The sequence below is a fragment of the Thermococcus sibiricus MM 739 genome, assembly GCF_000022545.1.
GTDB classification, from domain to species: Archaea; Methanobacteriota_B; Thermococci; order Thermococcales; family Thermococcaceae; genus Thermococcus_A; species Thermococcus_A sibiricus.
In genome coordinates, this window is record NC_012883.1 from 1,364,000 (window position 1) to 1,389,045 (window position 25,046).

27 protein-coding genes are annotated in these 25,046 nt (G+C 40.9%); 18 read left to right on the top strand and 9 right to left on the bottom strand.

Annotated elements, in window-relative coordinates; genetic code table 11:
* The first annotated feature begins 152 nt into the window (after positions 1-152).
* From shyB to TSIB_RS07425, 8 genes are all read left to right on the top strand, one after another.
* Entirely contained in the window at positions 153-1,157 is a 1,005-nt protein-coding gene (gene shyB / locus TSIB_RS07390) for an NAD(P)-dependent hydrogenase/sulfhydrogenase 2 subunit beta (protein ID WP_048160452.1), read from the top strand.
* Complete coding sequence (shyC, locus tag TSIB_RS07395; RefSeq protein ID WP_015849789.1) at positions 1,154-2,020, top strand: NAD(P)-dependent hydrogenase/sulfhydrogenase 2 subunit gamma; 867 nt, start codon at positions 1,154-1,156, stop codon at positions 2,018-2,020. Before shyB ends, shyC begins: the two co-directional genes overlap by 4 nt.
* Positions 2,017-2,757, top strand: coding sequence for an NAD(P)-dependent hydrogenase/sulfhydrogenase 2 subunit delta (shyD, locus tag TSIB_RS07400; RefSeq protein WP_015849790.1), 741 nt, complete (start codon positions 2,017-2,019; stop codon positions 2,755-2,757). The genes shyC and shyD overlap by 4 nt, the downstream gene beginning before the upstream one ends.
* Positions 2,754-4,001, top strand: coding sequence for an NAD(P)-dependent hydrogenase/sulfhydrogenase 2 subunit alpha (gene shyA, locus TSIB_RS07405; protein WP_048160894.1), 1,248 nt, complete (start codon positions 2,754-2,756; stop codon positions 3,999-4,001). The genes shyD and shyA overlap by 4 nt, the downstream gene beginning before the upstream one ends.
* Positions 4,002-4,068: 67 nt before the next feature.
* Positions 4,069-4,740 carry a DUF257 family protein gene (locus TSIB_RS07410; RefSeq protein ID WP_015849792.1) on the top strand — a complete coding sequence of 224 codons (672 nt, stop codon included), beginning with the start codon at positions 4,069-4,071 and terminating at the stop codon, positions 4,738-4,740.
* On the top strand, positions 4,731-5,402 hold the full coding sequence (locus TSIB_RS07415; protein WP_015849793.1) for a DUF257 family protein: 672 nt from the start codon (positions 4,731-4,733) through the stop codon (positions 5,400-5,402). Before TSIB_RS07410 ends, TSIB_RS07415 begins: the two co-directional genes overlap by 10 nt.
* A gap of 2 nt (positions 5,403-5,404) precedes the next feature.
* Complete coding sequence (gene pbp11, locus TSIB_RS07420) at positions 5,405-5,713, top strand: tRNA-binding protein Pbp11 (RefSeq protein ID WP_015849794.1); 309 nt, start codon at positions 5,405-5,407, stop codon at positions 5,711-5,713.
* Positions 5,714-5,755: 42 nt separating this feature from the next.
* Positions 5,756-6,601 (top strand): TatD family hydrolase, encoded by an 846-nt coding sequence (locus TSIB_RS07425; RefSeq protein ID WP_015849795.1) that lies wholly within the window; start codon positions 5,756-5,758, stop codon positions 6,599-6,601.
* 1 nt (position 6,602) lies between these two features.
* Here the strand turns inward: TSIB_RS07425 and rtcA are convergent, their stop codons facing one another.
* Genes rtcA through TSIB_RS07440 form a run of 3 tightly spaced genes read right to left on the bottom strand, consistent with a single transcriptional unit; the run spans position 6,603 to position 9,369 of the window.
* Complete coding sequence (gene rtcA / locus TSIB_RS07430) at positions 6,603-7,655, bottom strand: RNA 3'-terminal phosphate cyclase (protein ID WP_015849796.1); 1,053 nt, start codon at positions 7,653-7,655, stop codon at positions 6,603-6,605.
* Entirely contained in the window at positions 7,642-8,820 is a 1,179-nt protein-coding gene (locus TSIB_RS07435; protein WP_015849797.1) for a hypothetical protein, read from the bottom strand. The genes rtcA and TSIB_RS07435 overlap by 14 nt, the downstream gene beginning before the upstream one ends.
* Positions 8,821-8,856: 36 nt before the next feature.
* Positions 8,857-9,369, bottom strand: coding sequence for a metallophosphoesterase (locus TSIB_RS07440; RefSeq protein WP_015849798.1), 513 nt, complete (start codon positions 9,367-9,369; stop codon positions 8,857-8,859).
* Between the two features lie 112 nt (positions 9,370-9,481).
* On the opposite strand from TSIB_RS07440, the gene TSIB_RS07445 reads away from it, so the two are divergent.
* The 7 genes from TSIB_RS07445 to TSIB_RS07475 all read left to right on the top strand — a co-directional run bounded on the left by TSIB_RS07445 (position 9,482) and on the right by TSIB_RS07475 (position 17,376).
* Positions 9,482-9,976: a Gins 23 protein gene (locus TSIB_RS07445; RefSeq protein ID WP_048160455.1), complete on the top strand. Its 495-nt coding sequence runs from the start codon at positions 9,482-9,484 to the stop codon at positions 9,974-9,976.
* Positions 9,976-13,206, top strand: coding sequence for an ATP-binding protein (locus TSIB_RS07450; protein WP_015849800.1), 3,231 nt, complete (start codon positions 9,976-9,978; stop codon positions 13,204-13,206). The genes TSIB_RS07445 and TSIB_RS07450 overlap by 1 nt, the downstream gene beginning before the upstream one ends.
* A gap of 45 nt (positions 13,207-13,251) precedes the next feature.
* On the top strand, positions 13,252-13,674 hold the full coding sequence (locus TSIB_RS07455) for a translation initiation factor IF-2 subunit beta (RefSeq protein WP_048160457.1): 423 nt from the start codon (positions 13,252-13,254) through the stop codon (positions 13,672-13,674).
* A 123-nt stretch (positions 13,675-13,797) separates the two neighbouring features.
* Positions 13,798-15,366 (top strand): carboxyl transferase domain-containing protein, encoded by a 1,569-nt coding sequence (locus TSIB_RS07460; RefSeq protein ID WP_048160459.1) that lies wholly within the window; start codon positions 13,798-13,800, stop codon positions 15,364-15,366.
* Between the two features lie 10 nt (positions 15,367-15,376).
* A complete protein-coding gene (locus TSIB_RS07465; RefSeq protein ID WP_048160461.1) occupies positions 15,377-15,760 on the top strand; it encodes an OadG family protein in 384 nt (127 codons plus the stop codon).
* Between the two features lie 2 nt (positions 15,761-15,762).
* Positions 15,763-16,236 (top strand): acetyl-CoA carboxylase biotin carboxyl carrier protein subunit, encoded by a 474-nt coding sequence (locus TSIB_RS07470; protein WP_015849804.1) that lies wholly within the window; start codon positions 15,763-15,765, stop codon positions 16,234-16,236.
* A gap of 6 nt (positions 16,237-16,242) precedes the next feature.
* On the top strand, positions 16,243-17,376 hold the full coding sequence (locus TSIB_RS07475) for a sodium ion-translocating decarboxylase subunit beta (RefSeq protein WP_015849805.1): 1,134 nt from the start codon (positions 16,243-16,245) through the stop codon (positions 17,374-17,376).
* Positions 17,377-17,446: 70 nt separating this feature from the next.
* On the opposite strand, the gene thsB is transcribed toward TSIB_RS07475, so the two are convergent.
* Positions 17,447-19,096, bottom strand: coding sequence for a thermosome subunit beta (thsB, locus tag TSIB_RS07480; protein WP_048160896.1), 1,650 nt, complete (start codon positions 19,094-19,096; stop codon positions 17,447-17,449).
* A gap of 187 nt (positions 19,097-19,283) precedes the next feature.
* Between thsB and TSIB_RS07485 the strand changes: the two genes are divergently transcribed.
* Positions 19,284-19,895, top strand: a complete 612-nt coding sequence (locus tag TSIB_RS07485; protein WP_015849807.1) for a YigZ family protein — start codon at positions 19,284-19,286, stop codon at positions 19,893-19,895.
* 30 nt (positions 19,896-19,925) lie between these two features.
* On the opposite strand, the gene TSIB_RS07490 is transcribed toward TSIB_RS07485, so the two are convergent.
* The 3 genes from TSIB_RS07490 to TSIB_RS07500 are packed head-to-tail and all read right to left on the bottom strand — an operon-like array spanning position 19,926 to position 21,682.
* Positions 19,926-20,318: a hypothetical protein gene (locus tag TSIB_RS07490; protein ID WP_015849808.1), complete on the bottom strand. Its 393-nt coding sequence runs from the start codon at positions 20,316-20,318 to the stop codon at positions 19,926-19,928.
* On the bottom strand, positions 20,311-21,018 hold the full coding sequence (locus tag TSIB_RS07495) for a hypothetical protein (RefSeq protein WP_015849809.1): 708 nt from the start codon (positions 21,016-21,018) through the stop codon (positions 20,311-20,313). Before TSIB_RS07495 ends, TSIB_RS07490 begins: the two co-directional genes overlap by 8 nt.
* Positions 20,999-21,682, bottom strand: coding sequence for a hypothetical protein (locus TSIB_RS07500; RefSeq protein ID WP_148206184.1), 684 nt, complete (start codon positions 21,680-21,682; stop codon positions 20,999-21,001). Before TSIB_RS07500 ends, TSIB_RS07495 begins: the two co-directional genes overlap by 20 nt.
* 123 nt (positions 21,683-21,805) lie before the next feature.
* Between TSIB_RS07500 and TSIB_RS07505 the strand changes: the two genes are divergently transcribed.
* On the top strand, positions 21,806-22,120 hold the full coding sequence (locus TSIB_RS07505; RefSeq protein ID WP_015849811.1) for a hypothetical protein: 315 nt from the start codon (positions 21,806-21,808) through the stop codon (positions 22,118-22,120).
* Between the two features lie 5 nt (positions 22,121-22,125).
* Positions 22,126-22,791: a Kae1-associated kinase Bud32 gene (locus TSIB_RS07510; RefSeq protein ID WP_048160463.1), complete on the top strand. Its 666-nt coding sequence runs from the start codon at positions 22,126-22,128 to the stop codon at positions 22,789-22,791.
* On the opposite strand, the gene TSIB_RS07515 is transcribed toward TSIB_RS07510, so the two are convergent.
* Together TSIB_RS07515 and moaC are read right to left on the bottom strand one after the other, a co-directional pair.
* The gene (locus TSIB_RS07515) at positions 22,788-24,485 is read right to left on the bottom strand and encodes a MutS-related protein (RefSeq protein WP_015849813.1); all 1,698 of its coding nucleotides are present in this window, start codon (positions 24,483-24,485) and stop codon (positions 22,788-22,790) included. The genes TSIB_RS07510 and TSIB_RS07515 overlap by 4 nt on opposite strands.
* Positions 24,486-24,539: 54 nt before the next feature.
* Positions 24,540-25,001: a cyclic pyranopterin monophosphate synthase MoaC gene (gene moaC, locus TSIB_RS07520; RefSeq protein ID WP_048160466.1), complete on the bottom strand. Its 462-nt coding sequence runs from the start codon at positions 24,999-25,001 to the stop codon at positions 24,540-24,542.
* Between the last annotated feature and the right edge of the window lie 45 nt (positions 25,002-25,046).

Consider the following 25,046-nt stretch of genomic DNA (forward strand, 5'->3'; position numbering starts at 1 on the left):
CTTACATTTCTCATGATATCTTTCACATTGACGTTTATAAATGCACATTAAAGTATATGTTTGTAACGTTTGGTTAGTCACCATCTGTTTAAAAAATCCTTAAATCGAGTCTTTACAAACATAAAATTGAATAACGGATTTGGGTGGTTATCTTGCGATATGTAAAGCTATCTCAGGAAAATTTTGAGGAGTTCTTCAACTCCCTAAAAAGATGGGGCAAGTTATATGCTCCGGTGAAAAAAGGAAACATCTACTCCTTTCAGCACGTCGAGAACTCTTCGGAGATAGCCTTTGATTACACCAGAACGATGCTCCCTCTAAAGAAGTTCTTTGTGAAGCCGAGAGATGAGATGCTAAAACTTAAAGGCGGTAAATGGGAAGAAAGTAATGGAGCTGAGCCTATAATTCTCTTTGGAGTGCATTCTTGTGATATACATGGATTAGAGATACTTGACAAAGTTTATCTTGCGGAGCCGGTTGATCCATACTACAAAAGGAGAAGGGAGAACTCAATAATAATTGGCATAAGCTGTATGCCAGATGAATATTGCTTCTGCAAAAGCCTAGGAACGGATTTTGCTATGCATGGCTTTGACCTGTTTTTACATGAACTCCCGGATGGCTGGCTTGTCAGAGTCGGGAGTGTAAAGGGACATGAAATAGCTTGGGAAAATGAGGAGCTTTTTGAGAACGTAACCGAAGAAGACTTCCATCACTTTAGAGAATTTGAAGAGAAGAGAGCTAACTCCGTTAAGCGATCTTTAAATAAAGAGGGCCTAGCCGATATTCTCGATTTAGCATTTGACAGTCCAGTATGGAAGAAATACGAGAGAATTTGCCTCGGATGTGGCAACTGCAATATGGTTTGCCCAACATGCAGGTGTTACGAAGTGTGTGACCTCTGGGTAAATGCCTATGAAGCAGTAAGGGTCAGACGTTATGATTCCTGTTTTATGGAGACACATGGACTAGTGGCTGGAGGACATAACTTTAGAGCCACGCGCTTAGATAGATTCAGGCACCGCTACTACTGCAAGAACTATTTTGACCCTGAGTCCGGATTCAACTGTGTTGGATGTGGACGGTGTGATGAATTCTGCCCAGCAAAGATAGAACACGTTAAAGTTCTTGATGAAGTAAGGGAGGGATTACAATGACCTTCCAAACACATGATGCAAGGATTTTAGAGGTAAAAGAACTAACTCCAAGAGAAAAACTCTTCACTCTTCGCTTCGTTGATCCTGAAATCAACAGAAACTTCAAATACAAACCTGGACAGTTTGTCATTGTCGATATTCGTGGCTTTGGAGAATTCCCAATTAGCCTATGCTCCACTCCCACCAGAGAAGGCTATTTCCAGCTCTGTGTTAGAAGGGTCGGCAGAATGACAAAATATATGCAAGAGCTCAAAGAAGGCGATATAGTTGGCATTAGAGGCCCTTATGGCAACGGCTTTCCAATGGAGAAGATGGAAGGCTCAACTTTGATTCTGGTTGCAGGCGGATTGGGAATGGCTCCTCTGAGATCTGTCCTCTGGTATGCCTTAGATACGGGGAAATATGAGAATATATACCTCTTCTACGGCACAAAGGCCTACGAGGATATCCTCTTCAGAGAAGAGGTGATCCACCTCCTTAAGCACGGTGAAGACATGAAATGTCACGTGAAACTTGCCTATGAGGTGGAAAGTCCTTCATGTATATATCTAGAGAAGGGCTACTCACCAAGAGTTTGTAAGGGAGTTGTCACGGATCTCTTTAGAGGAGAAAACTTTGATGTAGAAAATACATATGCTTTGATATGTGGTCCTCCAGTGATGTATAAGTTTGTCATCAAGGAGCTCTTAGACAGAAAGTTATCTCCAGGGAGAATTTACATGACTCTTGAAAGGAGAATGCGTTGTGGAGTCGGCAAATGCGGGCACTGCATCGTTGGAACGAGCACCTCAATTAAGTACGTGTGCAAAGATGGTCCTGTCTTCACTTATTGGGATGCACTTTCAACTAGGGGGCTGATATGATGCTTAAGCTTGGTGTTTTTGAGCTGACCGATTGTGGGGGCTGTGCACTTAATATCCTCTTCCTCTATGAAAAACTCTTTGACTTGCTTGAGTTCTATGAAATAAAAGAGTTCCACATGGCATCGAGCTTTAAAGAACACGACACCTTAGATATTGCGATAGTAACAGGAAGTGTCTCAACTCAGAGGGATCTTGACTTGCTCCACTATGCGAGGAACCATTCTAACTACCTCATTGCATTGGGAACATGTGCTACTCATGGGGATGTTCAAGCAAGTGTCGAGGGGAAAATTAGAGATAAGCTTGAAAAAGTCTACGGCACGAAAGCAAACCCCATGAAAGCTTTGGATTCAACTCCAATAGTTCAACATGTTGCCGTTGACTATGCTATGCCGGGTTGCCCTTATGATAAGGATGAGATTTATCAGGTTCTCATGAATCTGGCCAAAGGGATTGAACCACCAACAAAGGACTATCCATTATGTGTAGAGTGCAAACTCAATGAATACGAGTGTGTTCTTGTCAAGAGGGGCATTCCCTGTTTAGGTCCGATAACACTCGGGGGATGCAATGCCATATGCGTAAAATCCCAGCTTGGGTGTATTGGATGCAGAGGGCCCATACCAAAGGAAGCCAACCCTGCGAGTGAGTTCGAAATTCTCAAGGAGCTTGGCTACGATGAAGAGTACCTCCGGAGGAAGTTCAAAACTTTTGCACGGGGTGAGCTAAGATGGTGAACATTGAGATCGAGGCCTTTACAAGGGTTGAAGGAAATGGTGGAGCAGAAATCCTCATTGAAAACGGAGAAGTGAAGGATGTTAAGGTGAAAATATTCGAAGGTCCCAGATTCTTTGAGCTTCTAACACTTGGCAGGCACTACTGGGATGTGCCTGACTTAGAGGCGAGAATATGTGCTATATGCTACCTATCCCATAGTGTCGCCTCGGTTCTTGGAATAGAGCGGGCCTTAGGCGTTAATGTTCCAGAAGAGATAACACTACTAAGAGAGCTTGGTCTTCTTGGAGAGCTAATCGAGAGTCATGCACTACACCTTTATCTCCTCGTTGCCCCAGACCTCTTCGGCTATGCAGATGCTATAAGAATGGCCAGCAAGCATGGAGAAGTCGTCAAAGAAGGAATCACTATCAAAGCATTTGGTAATTATATCCGTGAACTTCTCGGTGGTAGGGAGATCCACGGCATAAATATCAAACCTGGTGGATTTGGACGATACCCAACAATTGAAGAACTGGAACAGATAGAAAGCCAGTGTGAAGCACTTCTGAGACCTGCAAGAAGAGTCGTGAATATATTTGCAGAACAAGAACCATTGGGAGCTACGGTACAGCACTACATTGCCACCAACGAATATTTATACGGAGATAAACTGATTGCAGAGGACGGGGAGAAGTTTGATTATCTTGAGCATATCGAAGAGAAAACACTCCCCTACAGCTTTGCAAAACAAAGCCGATACAAGGGGAATATATTTATGGTCGGGGCCCTTCCCAGAGTAATGCTAAAGCATGACATGCTCACTCCAATGGCAAAGCACTTTTATGAAGAACACAAAGAGAAACTTGCAAGCGGTTATGTAAGCTTTAACAATCTGGCCCAAGCTATAGAACTTTTATATGCTCTCGAAAAAGCAAAAGAAGTTGCAAAAACACTATTAGACAAGGGCATTGAAGGAGAAAATGTCCCAATTGAACCCCAAGAGGGGGAGGGGATAGGATATGTAGAAGCTCCGAGAGGAGTGCTAGTGCACCACTACAGAATAGACGAAAAGGGGAATATAGCGTATTCCAATATAATAACGCCTACAGCCTTCAATCACGGCATTATGGAGCTCAGCCTTTACGAAGAGGCTAGGAAAAGATATGGAAGCTCAGATGAAACGACATTTCTACAGAAGCTGGAGGAGACCGTGAGGGCATTTGACCCGTGCATCTCCTGTTCTGTGCACATTGTTAGGCTTTGATTCTTTTATTTTTTAATCCAAAAAAGTTATATGTGTTGAGTTTACTACTGGATTATGGGGTGAGAGTGTGGAATCTCTTGAGGATGTCTTTAAACTCGTTGATAAAATAAAGTTTGGAGAAACTGTTCTTGTTGAGTATTATCACTCATTTATCCCCGAGATTACAACTCTTGGACTTTTATATTATGGAAGAACAAGGGGATTGCCCGTTATAATCGATGATAACTTCGATTTTCTCTACATTATCCAGAAGCACCTTGAATTTGTCGGAATTGATGAAGACTTTGGAGACGCTCTTGTCGTTAAAACTGGTGGAAAAAGGGACGTTGGAAACGTTGTTGCGAAATTGAAGTTTTCTGGTGAACCAATTATATACATGAGAAACTACGAAGAATCTTCAAAAGCAACTTTTTCAAAGGTTGAAAAGTCCATAAACATTGTACTCGGTCTTGAAAGACTATTTTCATTTGTTTCATCAATATCGGAATTCTACACCTTTGTTATTGCAATTCAATCTTTTCTTGGAAATGAAAAAAGGAAATCCTTCTATTTGGTCAATAAGGAGATTGCATCTTCAATTCCCTTTAATCCCCTTCCAGAGCTTGAAAGAATTGCAAGCACTGTAATTGAAGGTGTTCCAACCCCTACAAGCGGTGTTTTTACTTTCAAAAAAACCACAAGTTTGAATTTGCTTGGAAAGAAAATTGAAATCCCTATTGGGGTGATAAGATGGAAATGAGAAAGGAAATGCTTTTTGATGTGATGGATAAAACTCCCTTTGGCGATTTGGTCCTCATTGAGGACGAGACCTCTTACGGCTCGGTTTTGGTAGCATACGCTCTTTTGAGATACGCCCGTGAAAGGGGAATGAAAATAATGATTGACGACATTTTAGACTCTCTTTTTCTGGTAAAAAAGCATCTTGAATTCTTTGGTATTCGGGAGGATTTTTCCAATGCTATTGTTATCAAAACTGGAGGAAAGATGGATGTTGGGAATGTGATTAGAAAAATCCCCTTGGAACCAGAGTTGGTGATATATTTAAGCAGGTATGAGAGCTTGATAAACGAAATCTTTTCTATAGGCGAGTATATTAACATAATTCTCAACCCTGAGAGGCTTTTTGCTTTTGTGGAGAAACCAACCGAGTTATATATGGTAATAAACTTCATTCAAGGATTCTTAGGGAACAAGAGCAGAAAGGCATTCTACATAATAGACAAAAACATTGCTTCAACTCTCAAGTTTAATCCAATCCCCGAGTTAGAAGGAATAGCAACAACGGTGGCATATATCAGAGGAGAAAATGGGAAAGGAAAGGTCACTTTCGGGAAAACCCCCTTTATAGAGCTCTTAGACAGGGAGTTTGAAATCTCCCTTGAAAAGGTGCTCCAGTGGTGAACATGGGACTCTTTGATGTTTTCAAAAAGAGAGAAAAGGAAGTTCAGATATTTTCAAGAAAATCTGTGGGAAAGTTTAAAGTAGAAAAGACTTTTAAGATCTTCGGCAAAGAAGTTCTGGTTGGAGAGGTCATCGAGGGAGTTATCTACCCGGGTTATAAAATAAAGGGAGAACGGGCCGCACTTATAAGAGAAATACAGAGAGACAGACAGGAGGTTGATTTTGCCCTCGAATATGATAAAGTTGCTCTTGTTTTAGATGGCAAGCTTAACCCAAAAGTCGGGGAGATTCTTGAAGTCTACCAATCCTAAGGGCTTTTAAACTATCTGGCTTACACTTTTTTGGTGGTAGCGATGATAATATTCGATAACCATTTTCACGTTGATCCATTTAAGGGGCTCTTCTTGGAGGCGGTAAAACAGTTCCACAGGGCTGGGGGGACACATTTAAACATTGTTTATAAAAGTGCCCACGATTACGGCTTTAATGGAGCCAGAGCAGAGGACTTCATGAAGGCCATGAATTTTCACATCGAGTTGGTCGAAAAGATAAACAGAGAAACCTCAGTTAAAGCTTTTGCCGTGATTGGGGTACATCCGGCGGAATTTGCATATCTAGCTGAAAAGAAAGGTGTCGAATATGCAAAAAATGAGGTTATGAAAGCCTTGGATTATGCGCAAAAACTATGTTTTGAGAAAAAGGCCATAGCGATTGGGGAAATAGGGAGACCACATTATGAAGTCAGCAAAGAAATATGGAATGAGAGCATAGAACTCATGAAATATGGGATGGAATTGGCCAAAGAAGCTGATTGTGCTGTCCAACTCCATACAGAAAGCTTTAATGAGGAAAAGTTTAGAGAACTTGGCGAGATAGTCAAAAAGGTGGGAATAAAGCCTTATAAAGTTGTAAAGCACTATTCTCCTCCACTAATAAAAGTAGCAGAGGAAGTTGGCGTGTTTCCCTCAATTCTAGCAAGTAAAAAGGCCTTAATAGAGGCACTTATGCAGGGTGACAGGTTTCTAATGGAAACCGATTACATAGACGATAAACAAAGGCCCGGAGCAGTTCTTGGACCCAAAACTGTGCCAAAAAGGACTTTAGCATTTATTCAGCAGGGACTAATGAGTGAAGAAACTGCTCACAAAATCCACGTGGAGAATCCAAAAAATGTTTATGGGGTGGAGATTGAAGAGTAACTCAAAGCTCTACCTTTTTCACCACCCTTACTTTCCCGGGCTTTCCGATTTCTCCCTCCATCTCAAATACCCTTCCAAAGAACTGCTCAACAACCCAGACGTTGGTTATCAGATGCTTTGTGACTTCACTTACCCATATATCTCCTCCAGCAAAGGTTAAAAATGGAATCAGCTGATCTCCTAAGAACTTATCCACCGCATGCCTTGGGCCTAGCTGTTCTATGAGTGCCTTTGCAGCCTCTCTACCAACAATTTCTGCGGGTTTTCCTCTTTCCCCTAGAGCATCTCCGCCAAGGCGAAGAACATCAGTATTTGCCCAGATAACAATCCCACTCCCGGGGCCGAAGTGAGGGTCTTTTCCCTGTTCATAATATTCTTCATGAATTTTTATTGGGATGGATGGATAGACCCTCTCTAAAGCTTCTTTTGCAGCTTTTGCTTGTCTTATGGCCACATGAGAGGGTAATCTTACAGCATGACTTATTCCCTCAAAGCTGTAGATTTTGTCAAAAGTTCTTGCTACTAAAGGTCTTTTTGTTCCCCATGGATATACTTTCCCGATGACAAAACCCCCACCTCTTGGATAGTGCCCCCGTCTCCTTATTTCAATCTCTACTTTTATTCCAAGCTTTTCAAGAGCATAAAGTGTTATATGTTTCAAATAGTCCACCGGAGGAGACCATGCAACATCAGTCCCCCCTGTTATTTCAAAAGTGACTTCCTCTTCAGCGAAAACCATAGCTGGAAGAAGAGCCTGAAGAACGAGACTTATACTGCCAGCAGTCTTTATGAGTACCTTAACATGTCTTACTCTGGTGCTCTTTGGATAAAATTCGAGCTCGGTTGAACCTTCCTTGGCTCCCTTTACTTTCGCATCGGATAGTTCTTTTAGAGCTAGGATTCCATGTAGATGTTGAGGTCTTAGTCCAGGGTTGGAGCGTTTGGCCCGGATATTGATAATCTTTATCGGCTCTCCTGTAATTACCGAAAGGGCAACGGCTGTTCTGAGGATTTGCCCTCCGCCCTCTCCATAGCTCCCATCAATGACCCTCATCCTCTTCACCAGTGAAAAGTATTAATGCAGTCTTTAAAAGCTCTGATGGTGGCTTTTGTGGCTCCTTAGCTTGAAGTTGCTGGAAGAGTTTCACCAGCAATGAGACAGTTTTAAAAGTCTTATGATAAGGTGATAAGTTAGAAACTAACTTATCTGGGACTTCGATTCCGAGTTCCTTTCTTAGAATATCTACTAATTCCTCATTCGTAAGAGGGGAAAGTGCTATCTTAACCGGAAGAATTATCTTTTCATATTTTTCAGCATTTTGGGTTTCCACGATTATAGTGAACTCTGTTGGAATCCTGATCTTACGTTCATCAATTCTCATTATACGTTTTTCTTTGATCTTTAAAAGCCGTTTTACAAGTTCTATCGGAGGTTCTTCAAGAATTAAAAACCCCTTGTAAGCTTTCAAGAAAATTGGAGACTCATACATATTTTCTCTGATCTCTTTAGCTTCAAAATCCTCAAGGCCATCAATAGAGGAATCCCATGTTAATACCGGAGGTTTTACCAAAACTTCTTCTTTGCCTTCTATGATTACTTCGTGAAGGTCTTTATCAAGAACCCTCAATGAGATATCTCCAATTTTCATGTACCTTGGAAGCCTCACAGCTCCTTTAATAACCTCTTGCAGAACTTTGGGGAGAGGAATTTGTGCATGATTAATTACTAATGTGTTCTGCATGAGTTCAAGAACCTTTAACTTCTCATTGTATCTCGGGGGCAGGTCTAAATTGGTAAAATCAAGCAAAATTGGTTCTTCTTTTAACTTCACATGTTTTTCCTTCTCTTTTATTGAGCGAATTTCAGCCAAAAGGTCTTTGCTAACAGATGTAATCTGGTAGATCTCGGCTTTTCCCTGAAGATATAGTATCCCATTGGAAAGCAACTTAAGACCCAGCCGAGCAAGAAAAGAGGAAAGCTCACTTTCAGTTCTTGTGCTTATTATCTCCTTCCCCTCCACGCTCTCATAGCCTTTGTCAACAATGACAAAATCAGATGGATGGATCTCTTTTGCATAAAGAAAGTCCTCTAGCAGGGTTTTTGCCAATTCTTCACTCTCTGCATACACTTTGATGAATTCAACTACATCATTCTTCCTAACTCCAATAAAAACAACGCCATTGTACCTCTCTTTGGGGGTTAATAAATCAGTCTCCATGATATTTCCTAGGGCCTTGTTTCTTATATTCTTTTTTTAGATACTCATGAAACCTAAAGGCTCACCAGTATCAAGATTCACTATTTTTACTTCTCTTTTTCTTGTATCAAGAAGTGCTACACTCTTTACACCGCTTACATACCCGCAGACTTCACCTGGATTAAGAACTATGCTCCGTCCCCTTTCCCTAATTTCATACTTATGTGTATGGCCTCTGATAACAACATCATAAAGCTGACTCTTAGCAAATGCCTCTACTATTTTCTCATTTGTACCGTGAAGAACAACTATTCTGAGGCCATCAACTTCTAATTCCAATATCTCGTCCTCTACTCCTACCGTGTTTTTTAGTCCCTCTTTCTCCCCGTCGTTGTTACCAAAAACACCTCTCAATGGTGCTTTGAGCTTTGAAAATTCCTTTTTTACAAACGGAGCAACGTAATCGCCTGCATGAATCACCAAATCTACATTTTCACTGTTAAAAAACTCAATTGCCTTTGAAATTGCTGGTAGATTGTCGTGAGTGTCGCTCATTATTCCTATCAGCATACTATCACCTCTGATATACCCAAGAAGAAGGGGTTTATATTTTTATTCATTGGGCTAAAGCTTAAGAAGTTCACAACTCCAATATTCTATTGCACAGTATGGGTGAGATAACATGTTGATGGGAAGGACTTTCATTCCAGTGAAGGTATTAAGGTCATTCAAAACATGGAAACCCGGAGATATGATATTATTAGAAGATTGGAAGGCTAAAGAGCTCTGGGAAAGTGGAATAGTGGAAATTATCGATGAAAGTGAAAAAATAATTAGTGAACTTGATCAAGTGATTGCTGAAGAACGGGCCAATGAACCAATAATGCCTCTCCCCACAGGCCTTTATTCAAGAGCTGAGTTTTATATATATTACCTGGAGAACTACGTGAGGAAAAAGACGGAGATAGAGATAGACGTACTCAACGCTAAGATGACAAAACTCTCAAATCTTAAGAAGAAATATGAACACCTAAAGAAGCTCAGGTTCAAAAAGATACTCAACGCGATAATGTTTCGTCCGGGGAGTCTAGAGATTTTAAACAGACTCGCACCTGAGGAAAAGAAGATTTATCTTCAGATTTCTCAAATAAGGAATGAATGGTTAGGTGAGAGCTAATGGATAAACAAGACATGATTGAACGGTTCGTAAAGTTTTTGAAAGATTACACAGACGACGAAGGGAATAGGGTGTATTTGAATAAAATAAGGGATATTCTTACTGTCACCCCTAAAAGATCTATAACTATTAGCTGGGAGCACCTGAACGCCTTTGATCCAGAGCTAGCTGAAGAACTCACCACAACCCCGGAGGAAGTTATTTCAGCTGCCGAAGATGCCATTCAAATAGTTCTTCAAGAGGAATTTTTTAGAAAAGAACTATTTAAAATCCATGCCCGCTTTTTTGAGTTGCCAAAAACATACCTTGTAAAAGAACTAGGAAGTGAGCATATAAACAAGCTCATCCAGGTGGAAGGGATAATAACAAGAATCACCGAGGTAAAGCCATTTGTTTCAAGAGCAGTTTATCTGTGTAAAGACTGTGGTCATGAAATGGTTCGACTCCAAAAACCTTTTGCCAGCCTTATAAAGCCCAATAAATGCGAAAATTGTGGTAGCAGGAATGTGGAGCTGGATGTAGATAAAAGTACTTTTCTTAATTTCCAAAGTTTTAGACTTCAGGATAGGCCCGAAAGCCTTAGAGGAGGCCAAATGCCACGTTTTGTTGATGTTATTCTTTTAGACGATCTTGTTGACATTGCACTCCCTGGAGATAGAGTTATTATCACTGGAGTTCTGAGAGTCGTTCTTGAACAGAAAGATAAGCGGCCAATATTTAGGAAGATAATTGAGGCCAACTATATAGAACAGTTAAGCAAAGAAATAGAAGAGCTTGAAATAACTCCTGAAGATGAACAAAAAATCAAGGAACTAGCAAAGAGAAAAGATGTTGTGGATGTTATAGTGGAGTCTATTGCACCCGCAATATATGGAATGAAAAAAGAAAAACTTGGCATTGCTCTCGCTTTATTTGGGGGAAGGACTCAACAACTCCCTGATGGCACTAGGTTGAGAGGAGAAAGTCATATTTTGCTCGTAGGAGATCCTGGAGTAGCTAAATGTGTAGAATATAACACCAATGTATTATTAGCCGATGGAAGTATTGAAAAAATCGGTAAAATAGTGGAAGAAGCCATCAAAAGAGCAGAAGAAAATGGCACTCTTGGGAAAGTAGATGATGGATTCTATGCACCAATCAATCTGTCAATTTTCGCTTTAGATACTAGAACTTTAAAGGTTACAAAAGCTAGAGCAAACATTGCATGGAAACGAAAAACACCGGGAAAGATGTTTATAGTTAAAACCAAAACAGGAAAAGAAATAAAAGTTACGCCAACTCACCCCTTCTTTACGTTTGAAAACGGAGAATTCAAAACAAGAAGTGCTAAGGACTTAACCGCTGAAGATCTAATTGCAGTACCAAGAGGGTTTCATCACTTTGGAGAAGAGCAATCTTTGAATAGTGATGCTTTGCCATCTCTAGGGAATGTTCTGCGAGAGATAAGAGAAGTCTTGGGCCTTTCTCAATTTGAGGTCGGTATAAATCCCTCAACTTATCTCCATTATGAGAGAAACGAGGAAAGACCCACCAGAGAGCACCTTATGAAAATAGTTGAAACATTTGAAAGAGTAGCGATTAGCGAAAAGATTGATGAAGCCGTTATAAGAAAAATAGAGCTCTTAAAACTTCTTGCAAACTCAGACATCTTCTGGGATGGGATTGAGGATATCAAAGTTTATACACCAAAGGATGAATGGGTTTACGACCTTCAAGTTCCAGAGCACCACAACTTCATAGCTAACGATATTTTTGTCCACAACAGCCAGCTGCTCCGCTATGTATCGAATTTAGCACCAAGAGCCATTTACACAAGTGGTAAGAGCAGCTCGGCCGCAGGTTTGTGTGTTGCACCTGAAAGCATAATTGAAACAAATCTGGGCAGTTTTAGGATCGGAAACCTTGTAGAAAAGGTAATTCCTCATAAAGTCGAAGAATATGAGAGTGTAGATGCTGAAAAACTTGGGCTTGCAGTAAAAACTCAGAATGGATATCAAAAAGTCTTGAAACTTTGGAAATTAAAAGCCCCAGAAAAGCTCGTGCGTATAACCACTTCCAACGGTGCTAGCATTATTGTTACTCCAGAAACAAAACTTTTAACCCCCTCAGGATGGGTCCCTGCTGAAAAACTCAAGGGAGAAGTTCTCACAGTTGCTGGCCCACAATCTGTCTCAGTTGAGCTCATTCAAAGTCCCTACGAATACGTCTATGATCTTACAGTAGAAAACTCACACAGCTTTATTGCGAATGGTTTTATAGTCCATAATACTGCCGCTGCTGTCCGCGATGAATTAACTGGTTCTTGGGTTTTAGAGGCGGGAGTTCTTGTCTTAGCCGATATGGGTGTCGCTCTTATTGACGAGATCGACAAAATGAGCGATAGGGATAGGAGCTCTATACATGAGGCACTTGAGCAGCAGACGGTTAGTATCTCCAAAGCGGGAATTACGGCAACTTTAAACGCAAGAACTACCGTTATAGCTGCTGCTAATCCAAAATATGGAAGGTTTAATAGAATGAAATCCCTTCCGGAGCAGCTCGACCTCCCTCCAACGCTATTAAGCAGATTCGACCTCATTTTTGTCCTTCTTGATGAACCGGACGAAAAGTTTGATTCCGAAGTAGCCGAGCATATTTTAAAAGTCAGAAAGGGAGGAACTGAGGAAATCATTCCAAAGGTCCCATATGACCTCCTTAAAAAGTACATAGCATATGCTAGGAAGAACATTCATCCCACTCTGACTAGAGAGGCCATGGAAGAGATAAAGAGGTACTACATAAGAATGAGAAAAACTATAGGGAAAGGGGCTGAAAATGAGGGTATTAAGCCCATACCAATCACTCCTAGGCAGTTGGAGGCCCTTATAAGGCTTAGCGAAGCCCACGCGCGCATGAGGCTAAGTGAGGTAATTACGAGAGAAGATGCAAAGGTAGCCATAGAACTGGTGGAATATACACTAAGGAAAACCGCAATAGATGAAGAAGGGAATATCGACGTTAGCATTTTAGAGATCGGAAAATCTTCAAGAAAAATAAACAAAATGGATAGAGTGCTGAATATAATTAAAGAGTTACAAGATCTTGAAGATTATGGAGCTCCCAGAGATGAAGTGATAAAAGAAGCAAGCAAACAAGGAGTAAGCAAAAGTGAAACTGAAAAGATAATAGAAGAACTAAAGGCCAACTCGATGATATATGAGCCGAGGAGTGGATACTATAAGATCTTGTGAAAAGGTTAATAAAGCACCTTCAGAAAGTATACCGAGGTGAGGAAAATGGAACATGATTATTACGATTATGAAAAACTTTTAGAGAAAGCTTATGATGAACTCCCCGAAAATGTGAAACATCATGATTCAAGATTTGAGGTCCCAACCGCAGTTGTCACGATAGAGGGTAATAAAACACTAATAGAAAACTTCAGAGACATTGCAGAGGCAATGAATAGAGATCCAAATCATCTACTTAAGTTCATCCTGAGAGAAGTTGCTACAGCAGGTGCTTTAGAGGGAAGAAGAGTGGTTTTGCAGGGCCGTTTTACTCCATATATGATAGCTAACAAACTGAAGAAGTACCTCAAAGAATACGTTATCTGTCCTGTATGTGGTTCACCAGATACGAAAATCATTAAAAAAGATCGCTTCCATTTCTTAAAGTGTGAAGCATGTGGTGCAGAGACTCCAATAACCCATCTCTGAACTCTTTTTCATGCTTTTATTTGTGTACATGTATTCTTCCGGCCATTTTATGGTTATGAAAATCCTTTTAAAGGGGTTTACAAACTACAAAGTAGTTAACTAATAGTTATGGGGGCAACTCTTATGAGTATGGAGGAAAAAGTGAAGGAGCTTTATGAGAAGAAGGAAGAGATTCTCAAAATGGGTGGAGAAGCTGGAGTTCAAAAGCAGCACGAAAAAGGGAAACTCACAGCAAGAGAAAGAATTGAAAAACTTTTAGATCCCGGAAGTTTCGTTGAACTTGGAGCCTTCGTGAAGCATAGAAACACCGAATTCGGCCTTGATAAGATGGAACTACCCGCTGATGGCGTTATAACAGGTTACGGAACGATCGATGGAAGATTAGTATTCGTTTTTGCCCAAGATTTTACAGTAATGGGTGGTTCCCTTGGAGAAATGCACGCAGCAAAAATAAAGCGAGTTATGGAGCTTGCATTAGAAGCCGGAGCTCCAGTAATAGGGCTCAACGATTCCGGTGGAGCAAGAATCCAAGAGGGAGTTGACGCACTCAAAGGGTACGGTGAGATTTTTAAAATGAACACTGTTTTAAGCGGAGTAGTTCCACAAATTACAGCTATAATGGGCCCATGCGCAGGCGGAGCAGTTTACAGTCCAGCAATTGGGGACTTCATTCTAATGGTCGACAATCCAGCCACCTTTATGTTCATTACCGGCCCACAAGTCGTCAAAGCCGTTACCGGAGTTGAAGTCTCTTCAACTCAACTAGGTGGAGGAATGGTTCACGCCCAAAAAAGCGGGCAGGCCCATTTAATAGGGAAAAGTGACGAAGAAGTTTTAATGCTCATAAGAAGGCTCATTGGGTACCTCCCACCAAACAACATGGAAAAACCACCAAAATTCCCAACAACAGACCCCCCATTCAGAAAGAGCGACAAGCTCTATGAAATAGTTCCAGACGATCCAAACAAGGGTTACGATGTTAGGCAGGTTATCTACGAGATAGTTGATAGAGACGCTAACGGAAACCCTGACTTCCTCGAAATACTCCCATACTTTGCTCCAAACGCCATTGTTGGCTTTGGAAGAATGAATGGTCAAACAGTTGGTATCATAGCAAACAATCCAATACACTTAGCTGGAGTTCTTGACATAGACAGCTCCGACAAAATAGCGAGATTTGTTAGAACCTGTGACGCCTTTAACATTCCAATTGTCACGCTCGTTGACGTTCCAGGTTACCTTCCAGGAGTGCAGCAAGAGTATGGAGGAATTATAAGGCACGGTGCGAAAGTGCTTTACGCTTACTCAGAAGCAACTGTCCCAATGGTTACAGTTATTTTAAGAAAAGCTTATGGTGGAGCTTACTTAGCAATGGGTTCAAAGCACCTTGGAGCGGACTTCGTCTTCGCCTGGCCGACTGCAGAGATAGCCGTTATGGGACCTGAGGGAGCGGCAAACATCATCTTTAGGAAGGAGATTGCCAAAGCCGAAAACCCAGAAGAAGTTAGACAAGAAAAGATAAGAGAGTACAGAGAAAAGTTTGCCAACCCATACGTTGCCGCAAGCAGGGGTTACATTGATGACGTGATTGACCCGGCAGAAACGAGGGGCAAGATAATCATGGCATTAGAAGCATTAGAAAGTAAGAGGGTTAAGCTTCCACCAAAGAAGCATGGTAACATTCCACTGTGAGGTGCAAAAAATGGTTACTTGGGAGTTCTTCCTTGAAGGCCTTTACATTACCATTTTAGGCGTTACAGTGGTTTTTCTAGTGTTGAGTATATTGGCACTAGCAATGTACGGAATCGGTTATCTTGAAAGGGCATTGATCGAGAGGGCAAAGCCTGTTGAAGCTGCTCCTAAACCAAAAGAAGAGAAGGAAAAGTATGTTGAAGAGAAACCTTCAATTGAACCTAAAAAGCTTGCAGTGATTACTGCTGCAATTTTGGCTTATGTATCAGAGAAGAACGCTCAACTTAGACCCTTACCATTTAGGAAGAAGCCTTCCGATGCCTGGCGTTTATACGGTGTTCAATCCCAACTTGAAGAAGTTGAGAATTTCAACTATGAAATGGGGGCTTGGTGAGAATGAAGGGAAAAGTTAAGGTCATTGTTGATGGAGTTCCTTACGAGGTTGAAGTTGAAGAACTAGGTGTAGGAAAGTTCAAAGTCAGTTTTGATGAAGAAAGTTATGAAGTTGAAGCAAAGGACCTTGGAATTCCAATGGGAGCCCTTCAAGCTCCTGCTCAAAGTGTAAGCGTACCCTCCACACCTGTAGCAGTGCCTTCGGCTCCAACTCCTTCAGCGCCGGTTGAAGTTCCCACAGCACCGGCACCAACTGCCGCTGGTGAGAATGTGGTCACTGCTCCGATGCCTGGAAAGATTTTGCGTGTTTTAGTTCGAGAGGGTGATCAAGTTAAGGTTGGCCAGGGGTTGCTTGTTTTGGAAGCCATGAAAATGGAGAATGAAATCCCCTCACCAAAAGATGGTGTTGTGAAGAAAATACTAGTGAAGGAAGGCGACACTGTAGACACTGGACAAGCACTAATAGAACTTGGGTGATGAGGAATGGGAATCGAGCAGGCAATAATTGACTTCTTTACTAACATTGGCATTTTCCACTTAACCATCGGGAATATAATAATGATTCTCGTCGGGTTTACTTTGATGTATTTAGCCATAAGGTATGAGATGGAGCCTTTATTGTTGCTCCCAATTGGAGTAAGTGCAGTGCTGGTGAATCTCCCGTTGACTGGTATTTTAAGCGCTGATCCACACCACCCAGGATTATTTTACTTAATAAAGCACTACCTCATTGATACTGAAGTCGTGCCATTGTTAATCTTCTTCGGTCTCGGGGCAATGACGGACTTTGGCCCAATGATTGCCGATCCAAAAACTGCCTTACTTGGAGCAGCTGCACAGATTGGTGTTTTCATTGCAATGCTTACTGCCGTTGCTTTGGGCTTTAACCTTCAAGAAGCAGCTTCAATTGGTATCATTGGTGGTGCTGATGGGCCAACTACGATTTATTTAACAACAAAACTTGCTCCTCACTTACTCGGTGCAACTGCCGTGGCCGCTTACTCTTACATGAGTCTCGTGCCAATAATTCAGCCTCCAGTCATCAGGGCCTTAACGACTCCAAAAGAGAGGAAAATCAGAATGGAGCAATTAAGACCTGTTTCAAAGAGGGAGAAGGTCATCTTCCCAATAGCTTCAATGATTATTATTGGCCTTCTTGTACCTTCAGCGGCTCCATTAGTTGGAATGCTCATGATTGGAAATCTCTTTAGAGAGAGTGGTGTCGTTGAAAGACTCAGTAAAGCTGCTAGGGAGGAGCTTATGAACATTGTTACAATCTTCCTTGGACTCGGTGTTGGGTCAACAATGCAGGCTGAGAGCTTTTTGACAGTGAAGACCCTCATGATTTTGGGCTTGGGTGTTGTGGCTTTTGCTTCAGCCACAGCTGGTGGAGTGTTATTGGGTAAGCTCATGATGAAGCTCAGTGGTGGGAAGATTAATCCAATGATTGGAGCAGCTGGAGTTTCAGCTGTACCAATGAGTGCTAGAGTTGTACAAAAGCTTGCCGCAAAAGAGGACCCCGGGAATTTCATACTAATGCACGCAATGGGTCCAAACGTTGCGGGAGTGATTGGAACAGCAGTAGCCGCTGGAGTTTTACTTTCAGTACTTGGTTAATTTTCTTTTTAATTTAAAACTTCATTATTTTCCCGTTTCTAAAGTTAAAAGAAAAGTTAAGAAAATGAAATCACATCATTCCTGGCATTCCACCCATTCCAGACATTCCAGCGCCTTCTTCACCCCTACCTTCGGATTTTGATAACTTTGCAGCTATAACATCGTCAATCCTGAGTATCATTATTGCAACTTCGCTTGCACTCTTGATTGCCTGTCTCTTAACTCTTGCTGGTTCAATCACTCCTCTCTCAAGCATGTCTGCTGGTTCTCCTGCAAACACGTCAACTCCTATGGCCTTTCCTTTGTTCTTGTGCTCGCTAATAGCCTTCACGAGAACATCAATTGTATCAAGACCAGCGTTTTCCGCAAGGGTCTTTGGAATAACCTTCAAAGCTTCGGCAAAGGCCTCAACTGCAAGTTGTTCTTTGCCACCAACTTTCTTTGCAAACTCATCAAGTCTGATGCTTAGATCAAGCTCTGTAGCCCCTCCACCTGGTAAGATTGCACCGTCTTCCATTACATCCTTGGAAACCTTTATTGCATCTTCAAGAGCCCTTTCAACCTCATCAACCACGTGCTCTGTTCCTCCTCTAATGAGGATTGTAACTGCCTTTGGATTCTTGCAACCCTCAACAAAGATCATGTTTTCTCCAGCGACCTTTCTCTCCTCAACAACCTCAGCATAACCAAGGTCTTCACTTGTCAAGTCTTTAACGTTTGTCACAACTTTTGCACCGGTTGCCTTGGCGAGCTTCTCCATGTCACTCTTTTTAACTCTCCTAACTGCTAAAATACCGTGCTTTGCTAAGTAGTGCTGGGCTAAATCATCAATACCCTTCTGGCAGAAGAGAACATTTGCACCTGTAGCAGCCACTTGCTCTACCATCTCTTGGAGCATCTTCTCTTCCTGCTCGAGGAATGCATAGAGTTGGTCGGGACTTGTAATGTTTATCTTTGCATCTGTTTCAGTCTTTTTAACCTCAAGAGCATCGTTTATGAGGGCTATTTTTGCGTTTATTACTTTCTTTGGCATTCTTGGGTGGACTCTCTCTTTATCGATGACAACACCCTTAATGAGCTGGGTGTCTCTTACGCTTCCACCCTCTTTCTTCTCAAGCTTAATGTTGTCAATATCAACAACATATGTACCGTTAACCTTCTCAGCGACTTGCTTAACAGCCTCAACAGCGAGCTTCGCTAAGAGCTCTTTATGACTCTCTGCATTCTTACCGGTTATTGAAGTTGAGGCTATCTTTGTAAGGGTCTCCTCATTATCAGGCTCAACTGAAATGGCTATGCTATCGACTATTTCTTGGGCTTTCTCAGCCGCTAGAGTATAACCCTTAATAACTATGCTTGGATGGATATTTTGATCCAAAAGCTCTTCAGCCTTTGCCAAAAGTTCACCAGCTATTACAACAGCTGTTGTGGTTCCATCCCCGGCTTCTTTGTCCTGAGTCTTTGCAACTTCAATGATCATTTTAGCCGCTGGATGCTGGACATCGATTTGCTCTAAAATTGTTGCACCGTCGTTTGTGATTACTATGTCTCCAAGGCTGTCAACGAGCATTTTGTCCATACCCTTTGGACCAAGAGTAGTCCTTACAGTCTCTGCAATAACTCTTGCAGCCAAAATGTTGAGTCTTTGGGCATCTCTGCCTACATATCTTTGAGTGCCCTCTGGAAGAATAACAACAGGTTGTCCACCTTGTCCTACCATCATCTCCAATACCTCCTTTGATTAATCATGAACCTTTCGTTAGTGCTCTATAAAAAGGTTTCTATTTAAAAGGCTAGGTTTCACACATTTTATAGAATAAATGTCAATAAAATTCAGAATAAATTGAATAAATTGCAAAAAACCAGTTGCAAAAGATTCTTAAGGTTGATCTTATTTAAAATTTCCTATGGAAGGCTACAAAACAATCAGAGGCTTTGGAAAGGTTGAGAAACTATATGTGGACTCACTTTTCATAGGCTATGCAATGTCAGTAAATTCAGAAAAAGAGGCCAAAGAGTTCATTAGAAATGTTAAAGGAGCTCATTCAGATGCGACACACAACGTTTCTGCCTATAGAGTGAGGGAAGGAAACACTCTTCTTGTTTATTATGATGACGATGGTGAGCCGAGAGGAAGTGCAGGAAGGCCAGTTTTTAAAGTTCTTGAATATAAAGGTTTGGAAAATGTTGTGGTTGTTGTGACGAGGTATTTTGGCGGAACTAAGCTTGGGTATGGAGGATTGGTAAAAGCATACAGTGAAACAGCAAGTGAAGCCCTTGAAAAGGCAGGAATAATGGAAATCATTAAAAAAGAGCCTGTGGAAATTGTTTTCCCGTACAACCTATACAGCGTAATCGAAAAAGCCATTGAAAAATTTGAAGCAGAGATACTTGAGAGGAATTTTAGCGTCGAAGTCAGGTTTGTTGTGGGCATCATACCAGAACAAAAAGATGAGTTCATAAAATATGTTAATGAAATCACCAAAGGGAGAGCAAAAATAAGGGAATTTCTGGACTAGGAGAAGAGAATTGGCAAGAAAAGAGGTTAATCATCTTTCTAAAACTTTTATCAGCTCTTTCTTATCCGGCCTTTTAATAATTCCAAGCTCCAAAGCGTGCTGGAGGATGAATTCCGGGACTTCGTCATTAAAAAATCCCCTTATCCCTTTTTGGGGTATGTAAAATGCGTAAACTCTCGTTGCTCTATCTCCAAATCTTCCCCTTGCAACCATAAATCCCTTTTCAGCGTTTACTCTAACAATCTCCCACGAAAAGGTCTCGGCTAGCGCAAAAAATGCCTCAAATAGCTTAGCTTTAGCATCTTTCAAAGCTTTGTTTACAGCTTGTCTTGAAATTCCAAGGCTTTCTGCTATTTCTATTTCTCTCATTTCCTTGGCCCTCATTGTCCAAATCTTCTCCATACTTTCTGGGAGTCTAATCATCACTCAGAGCCTCCATGACTGCTTTTATGGCTTTTTCTACTTTATTTCTGGGGGCATTGGAGGTTAGGAGATACTTTCCTTTTCTTGTTTTTAGAACAATATAGTCTTGGATGTCCATATCGTATACCGTCCAAAGAGCTATCATACCTAAGACCACCACTATCGGAATTAAATCAACTGCACGAACCTTAAACCCCAGAAGAAATGCACTAACAACGAATATGAAACCTGCTGTGAGAAGTTTATGGCGTGTTTTTCCGGGAGGTATTGCTAAAGAAATCAGCACAGAGCTTGAGATGACAATCATTCCGAGGGCTCCAAAGTAATATCCGGGCAGAAGGTTACCTGGGAACGTAAAATAACGGCACAAGACATAGATAAGCATGCCCATGTAAGCTGCTCCAATTCCCGGAAAATATCTTAAAAGAACACCCTTTTCCAGTCTGTTTAAAACTAAAACCTCTTCAATATCTTCGGCTTTGAGCTTTATGGGTAACAGTCCAAAGCCGTATCTCAGAATTAGGGTATCGTTTTTGATTTCAGCTGATATACCCCCTGAAGCAAAAATAAGAACCCATCCAATGATCAACATCCACCAAGATAAGAGTTCTGTACCCCCTATCATAAAGACAAAGGCCAGAATGACAATTAACAATGGGACTCCTCCAAAGTTTGAAGGTCTAATCCCCTTCAGTTTCATTTTCAACACCCCTAAACAGCTTTATAGCTTTTTTACCATCCGGATATCCTATTACAATAACACCTCTTCTCTCTGTATTGACAATTATATAATCAAATCTCGTGTAAACAATGAGGAACACAAGAAATGTAATCCCAAGAAAAATTCCAACAACGAGACTTATACCAACTAATACACAAAATATGGGGAGTAACAGCACAATGCCTAGAAAGATCTTCCCAAAGTTTTCCCAAATTGTATAAAGTGGAATGAAGAAGTATAGAAAATAAGCAACATACATAACGAAAATCCAAAGAAAAAAGAGGGGAAATTCCTTCCATGGTGCTTTTATGAGAGCTATAACAAATAGCAATATCACAAAGGCTGCGTTCTTCCAAGCGTATCTAAATAATTTAACTCCCTTAAGTTCATTCGCAAGCATTACTTCTCTGATTTCTTCAAAAGGTATTTTAACACTCCAGAAAGGATACTTTAAGACAAGCATATTTTCTTTAATTTCTACGCTCTTTCCCGTAGATAGTACAAAAAGAGTAATTGCGCTAAAAATGAGCTCTGGAGTATAATCTCGAAGAATTAACCCTGTGATCATTAAAGAAAAGCCTAATGTGGCAAGAACTATCGAAGGCCCGGAAGGTGTTACAGGCCATGCTCCCTCAAGCTTCATAAATTTCACCATCGTATTTTTTGTCAACCTATGTAAGTTGACAAAGTATTTAAAATTTTCGTTGCGATACTCAAGGAAACTTTAATACCTTGCAAGAACAAAAATGCAAGTGGTGCTGTGAAGATGGAAGGCCCTAGAGTCTATCCCATTAAAGAAGTTGAAAAACTCAAGAAAGTTTTAGAGACAATTTCAAACTATGAATTGGTAGATATTGAAATAGAAAACAGGGCATCCTTTCTAGATGATATGCTTGAGAGCAAAGATGAAAAGCTTAAATACGCCATGAAAAAATTTGAAGAAAATGGAGTGGATGATGCCAAGCTGGTGCTTAAAGGGAATAATGCCGTGTTGGTGTTAAAAATTGAAGATGTTATCTCCATCAGATTTGTGTTTGAAGATGTCCAGAGTATTGCACAGGCACTTGGAATAAGTGGGTGAAGGTTATGAAGCTGATAAAGCAGGGAGCAGAGGCAAAGATATATCTTGCGAGCTTTGAAGAACTTTACTTCCCCTTTAATGAGGAAAAGGTCATCATAAAGCATCGCATCCCAAAGCGCTACCGCATAAAAGAAATAGACGAAAAGTTGAGAAAAGAGAGAACCGTGAGGGAAGCGAGAATTCTTCATAGAGCAAAGGAATTTGGTGTTAACGCTCCTTATGTGTACGAGGTTGACCTAAAAGATATGAAAATAGTCATGGAGTATATCGAGGGCGAGAGACTTAAGGAATACCTCGAGGCAGTCTCCATGGAGGAACGGTTGAAACTCTGCAGGGAAATTGGCAAGCAGATGGGCAAGCTCCATGAGGCCGGAATAGTGCATGGTGACTTGACAACATCAAATATGATTCTCAGAGGAGGTAAAATCTACTTCATTGACTTTGGTCTTGCTGAATTCGACTCATCTCTTGAGGCCCAAGGTGTTGATCTCCATCTCCTCAGAAGGGCTATGGAGAGTACGCATTACAAGTGGTTTGAAAAAGGGTTTGAAGAGGTTTTAAAGGGCTATGAAGAGATCAGAGGGCCAGAGAAAAGGAAAGAAGTTGAAGCAAAACTAGACGAAATAGAGAGCCGTGGCAGATATAGGGAGAGGAGTTGGGTTAAGGGTTAGTCCTTAAAAGCCCTCCAAACTCTCTCAAAAATTTCCTTCTCCTTCCCACGCTTTTTCTTTGTTAGTCTTTCCACAATAAGCTCAGGAGTGCTTTTTCCTAATACTCCAAATTTGGGCTGCCTATCCACTATTAAGTTAAGATTCTCATTCAATCCCTGAGCCTCAATTCCATCGACCCTCGCGAAGGGAAGTTCCCTCTTTAAGTCTTCTCCTAAGTGCGAGACAATCACAACATAAAACTCCCTTTCATGTGCTATCTTCAAAAGCTCACCAATGATCTTCACAGCAGCCCCAGGCTCAGTTATCGCCTCAAATTCATCTATAAGGATGAGCTTTTTACCTTCTTTTGCAAGGGAACGGGCAAATGAACGCAAAGCAGTTTCAAATGTTCCTGCTCCATAGGAAGAACGCTTCCTCCTAAAGAAGAACAGCTCGTCTAGAGGTTCTACCCATGCCTTTTCCGCAGGAACTGGGAAACCCATATGGGTCAAGATCACTATTTGACTTATGAGCTCCAGTAGCGAAGTTTTCCCACCACTATTCGCTCCCGTTAATATTACCACTCTTTCACCATTCAGGCCGTTTAAATGAACAACCTCTCCCACAGCATAGCTCACTGGTTGGGGATTCCTAATAAACAAATGCCGGCCATTGATAAACCCAATGCCTCCCTCAATCAGCTCCGGAAAAGCGAAACCTTGAGTAAATTCACTAACGGCCCTCAAAAATTCCAGCTCATAAGCCCTTTTTAGCTCCTCTCTAAGTTGAGGTATTAAAGGCCTTATTTTTCTCAAAACCTCACGACTCTTTAAATAAATCTCCATCTTTATTTCTCTCTCAAGCTCACTTCTCATGGCCTCAATTCGCTCAGTAGGGACCTCAACTGGATAGAGACTCTCCCTTGAGAATATTTCCACATCAATTTCAAGCAAATTGCTCAATCGCTCCTCGCTTTTAACCATTTCTTCAAGAATCTCGTTTTCAACTTGGGAAAAATGAGAGAAAATTGACTCATAATCTCCCTCTTTTAACTTCTTTAGAAAATCCAGTAGGTCTTTCCCAGTGAGTGTTAGGCTGAATTCTTTTAATAGCTCCTCAATACGCTCGTTAAGGCGTTTTTCTTCTTCTCTCACTATTTCATCAAGTTCACTCAATAATTTTCTCTTTTTCATCACCTTCTCTATTTCCCTTAAATGCACAAGTATTTCATTTGAAACACTATCCTCTCCTAAGAGGGCCTTTATATTTGATAATGCTTTTAAAACATCCTTGTTTTCCCATAATGGCAATATATAAAGCTCAGGGGCAATTTCAGCAATTGAAAGACCCACATCAACTCCATATCCAATGGTGCTCAGTATAATAGTATAACCATCTAAAGGTTCAGAAGAGACATCACAAACTTCTAAGGCTCGTGCTTTTTCTAATTCACTATCATCAACGACAAGGAGCCTATCATGTAAATAATCCCTTCTGAACCTAATGGGTTTTATTTTAGCAAGAAATTCTTTAAGCTCTGGCCTGATTTTTGGAAGGTTTTTCTTCAAATATTCCTGTCTTCTTATAATCTCCTCTTTGTTATTCGTGGGAAAAAACTTCTCAAGATAAACTAAGCTTTCTTTGAGCTGTATTAGATTTTTTATTTCATCTCTTATGCCTTTATAAATGGCTTTGGCTTCGGGGTTTAACTTCATCTTACTACAACTCTATTTACTACATATATAAAACTATTTTCCAAATCCTTCGGTCTATTCTTTTATTTTCTCAACGACTCTAATATCCTCAATCCTTGTAAATGGATACTGACCCTTTTCATCTTTTTCCACAGCCTTAACCATATCCCAGATTGTTAATAGGGCTACACTCACACCTGTTAAAGCTTCCATTTCCACACCTGTTTTGTAGTAAGCTCTAACTTCACACGTTGCTTCTATGTAATCCTTCCCAAATTCAAATGCTATATCAACGCCAGTTAATGGGATAGGGTGACATAATGGAATTATCTCCCACGTTCTTTTTACGGCCAAAATACCTGCAATCTGAGCACTAGCTATCACATTCCCTTTCTTAGTTTTTCCTTCCTGAATAAGCCGTATGGTTTCTGGTTTTAATTTTATCCTACCTTTTGCAATAGCTTTTCTGAATACTACCTCTTTTTGTCCTACTTCCACCATTTTGACACCTTTTTCATTAACATGAGTTAGTTCCATTTTCCTCACCATATTTTTCTTTATTCAAGAAAGGTATTTAAGCTT

Excerpts from the sequence above, each read along its gene's own strand:
- TSIB_RS07495 (WP_015849809.1), bottom strand. The coding sequence starts at position 21,018 with ATGAAACTGAAGGGGATTAGACCTTCAAACTTTGGAGGAGTCCCATTG.
- TSIB_RS07425 (WP_015849795.1), top strand. The coding sequence starts at position 5,756 with ATGATAATATTCGATAACCATTTTCACGTTGATCCATTTAAGGGGCTC.
- TSIB_RS07435 (WP_015849797.1), bottom strand. The coding sequence starts at position 8,820 with ATGGAGACTGATTTATTAACCCCCAAAGAGAGGTACAATGGCGTTGTT.
- shyD (WP_015849790.1), top strand. The coding sequence starts at position 2,017 with ATGATGCTTAAGCTTGGTGTTTTTGAGCTGACCGATTGTGGGGGCTGT.
- TSIB_RS07510 (WP_048160463.1), top strand. The coding sequence starts at position 22,126 with ATGAAGCTGATAAAGCAGGGAGCAGAGGCAAAGATATATCTTGCGAGC.
- TSIB_RS07505 (WP_015849811.1), top strand. The coding sequence starts at position 21,806 with ATGGAAGGCCCTAGAGTCTATCCCATTAAAGAAGTTGAAAAACTCAAG.
- TSIB_RS07455 (WP_048160457.1), top strand. The coding sequence starts at position 13,252 with ATGGAACATGATTATTACGATTATGAAAAACTTTTAGAGAAAGCTTAT.
- TSIB_RS07460 (WP_048160459.1), top strand. The coding sequence starts at position 13,798 with ATGAGTATGGAGGAAAAAGTGAAGGAGCTTTATGAGAAGAAGGAAGAG.
- TSIB_RS07465 (WP_048160461.1), top strand. The coding sequence starts at position 15,377 with ATGGTTACTTGGGAGTTCTTCCTTGAAGGCCTTTACATTACCATTTTA.
- TSIB_RS07440 (WP_015849798.1), bottom strand. The coding sequence starts at position 9,369 with ATGCTGATAGGAATAATGAGCGACACTCACGACAATCTACCAGCAATT.
- TSIB_RS07515 (WP_015849813.1), bottom strand. The coding sequence starts at position 24,485 with ATGAAGTTAAACCCCGAAGCCAAAGCCATTTATAAAGGCATAAGAGAT.
- TSIB_RS07490 (WP_015849808.1), bottom strand. The coding sequence starts at position 20,318 with ATGATTAGACTCCCAGAAAGTATGGAGAAGATTTGGACAATGAGGGCC.
- TSIB_RS07445 (WP_048160455.1), top strand. The coding sequence starts at position 9,482 with ATGTTGATGGGAAGGACTTTCATTCCAGTGAAGGTATTAAGGTCATTC.
- shyC (WP_015849789.1), top strand. The coding sequence starts at position 1,154 with ATGACCTTCCAAACACATGATGCAAGGATTTTAGAGGTAAAAGAACTA.
- TSIB_RS07475 (WP_015849805.1), top strand. The coding sequence starts at position 16,243 with ATGGGAATCGAGCAGGCAATAATTGACTTCTTTACTAACATTGGCATT.
- TSIB_RS07470 (WP_015849804.1), top strand. The coding sequence starts at position 15,763 with ATGAAGGGAAAAGTTAAGGTCATTGTTGATGGAGTTCCTTACGAGGTT.
- TSIB_RS07485 (WP_015849807.1), top strand. The coding sequence starts at position 19,284 with ATGGAAGGCTACAAAACAATCAGAGGCTTTGGAAAGGTTGAGAAACTA.
- thsB (WP_048160896.1), bottom strand. The coding sequence starts at position 19,096 with ATGGTAGGACAAGGTGGACAACCTGTTGTTATTCTTCCAGAGGGCACT.
- TSIB_RS07415 (WP_015849793.1), top strand. The coding sequence starts at position 4,731 with ATGGAAATGAGAAAGGAAATGCTTTTTGATGTGATGGATAAAACTCCC.
- moaC (WP_048160466.1), bottom strand. The coding sequence starts at position 25,001 with ATGGAACTAACTCATGTTAATGAAAAAGGTGTCAAAATGGTGGAAGTA.
- pbp11 (WP_015849794.1), top strand. The coding sequence starts at position 5,405 with ATGGGACTCTTTGATGTTTTCAAAAAGAGAGAAAAGGAAGTTCAGATA.
- rtcA (WP_015849796.1), bottom strand. The coding sequence starts at position 7,655 with ATGAGGGTCATTGATGGGAGCTATGGAGAGGGCGGAGGGCAAATCCTC.
- TSIB_RS07500 (WP_148206184.1), bottom strand. The coding sequence starts at position 21,682 with ATGAAGCTTGAGGGAGCATGGCCTGTAACACCTTCCGGGCCTTCGATA.
- TSIB_RS07450 (WP_015849800.1), top strand. The coding sequence starts at position 9,976 with ATGGATAAACAAGACATGATTGAACGGTTCGTAAAGTTTTTGAAAGAT.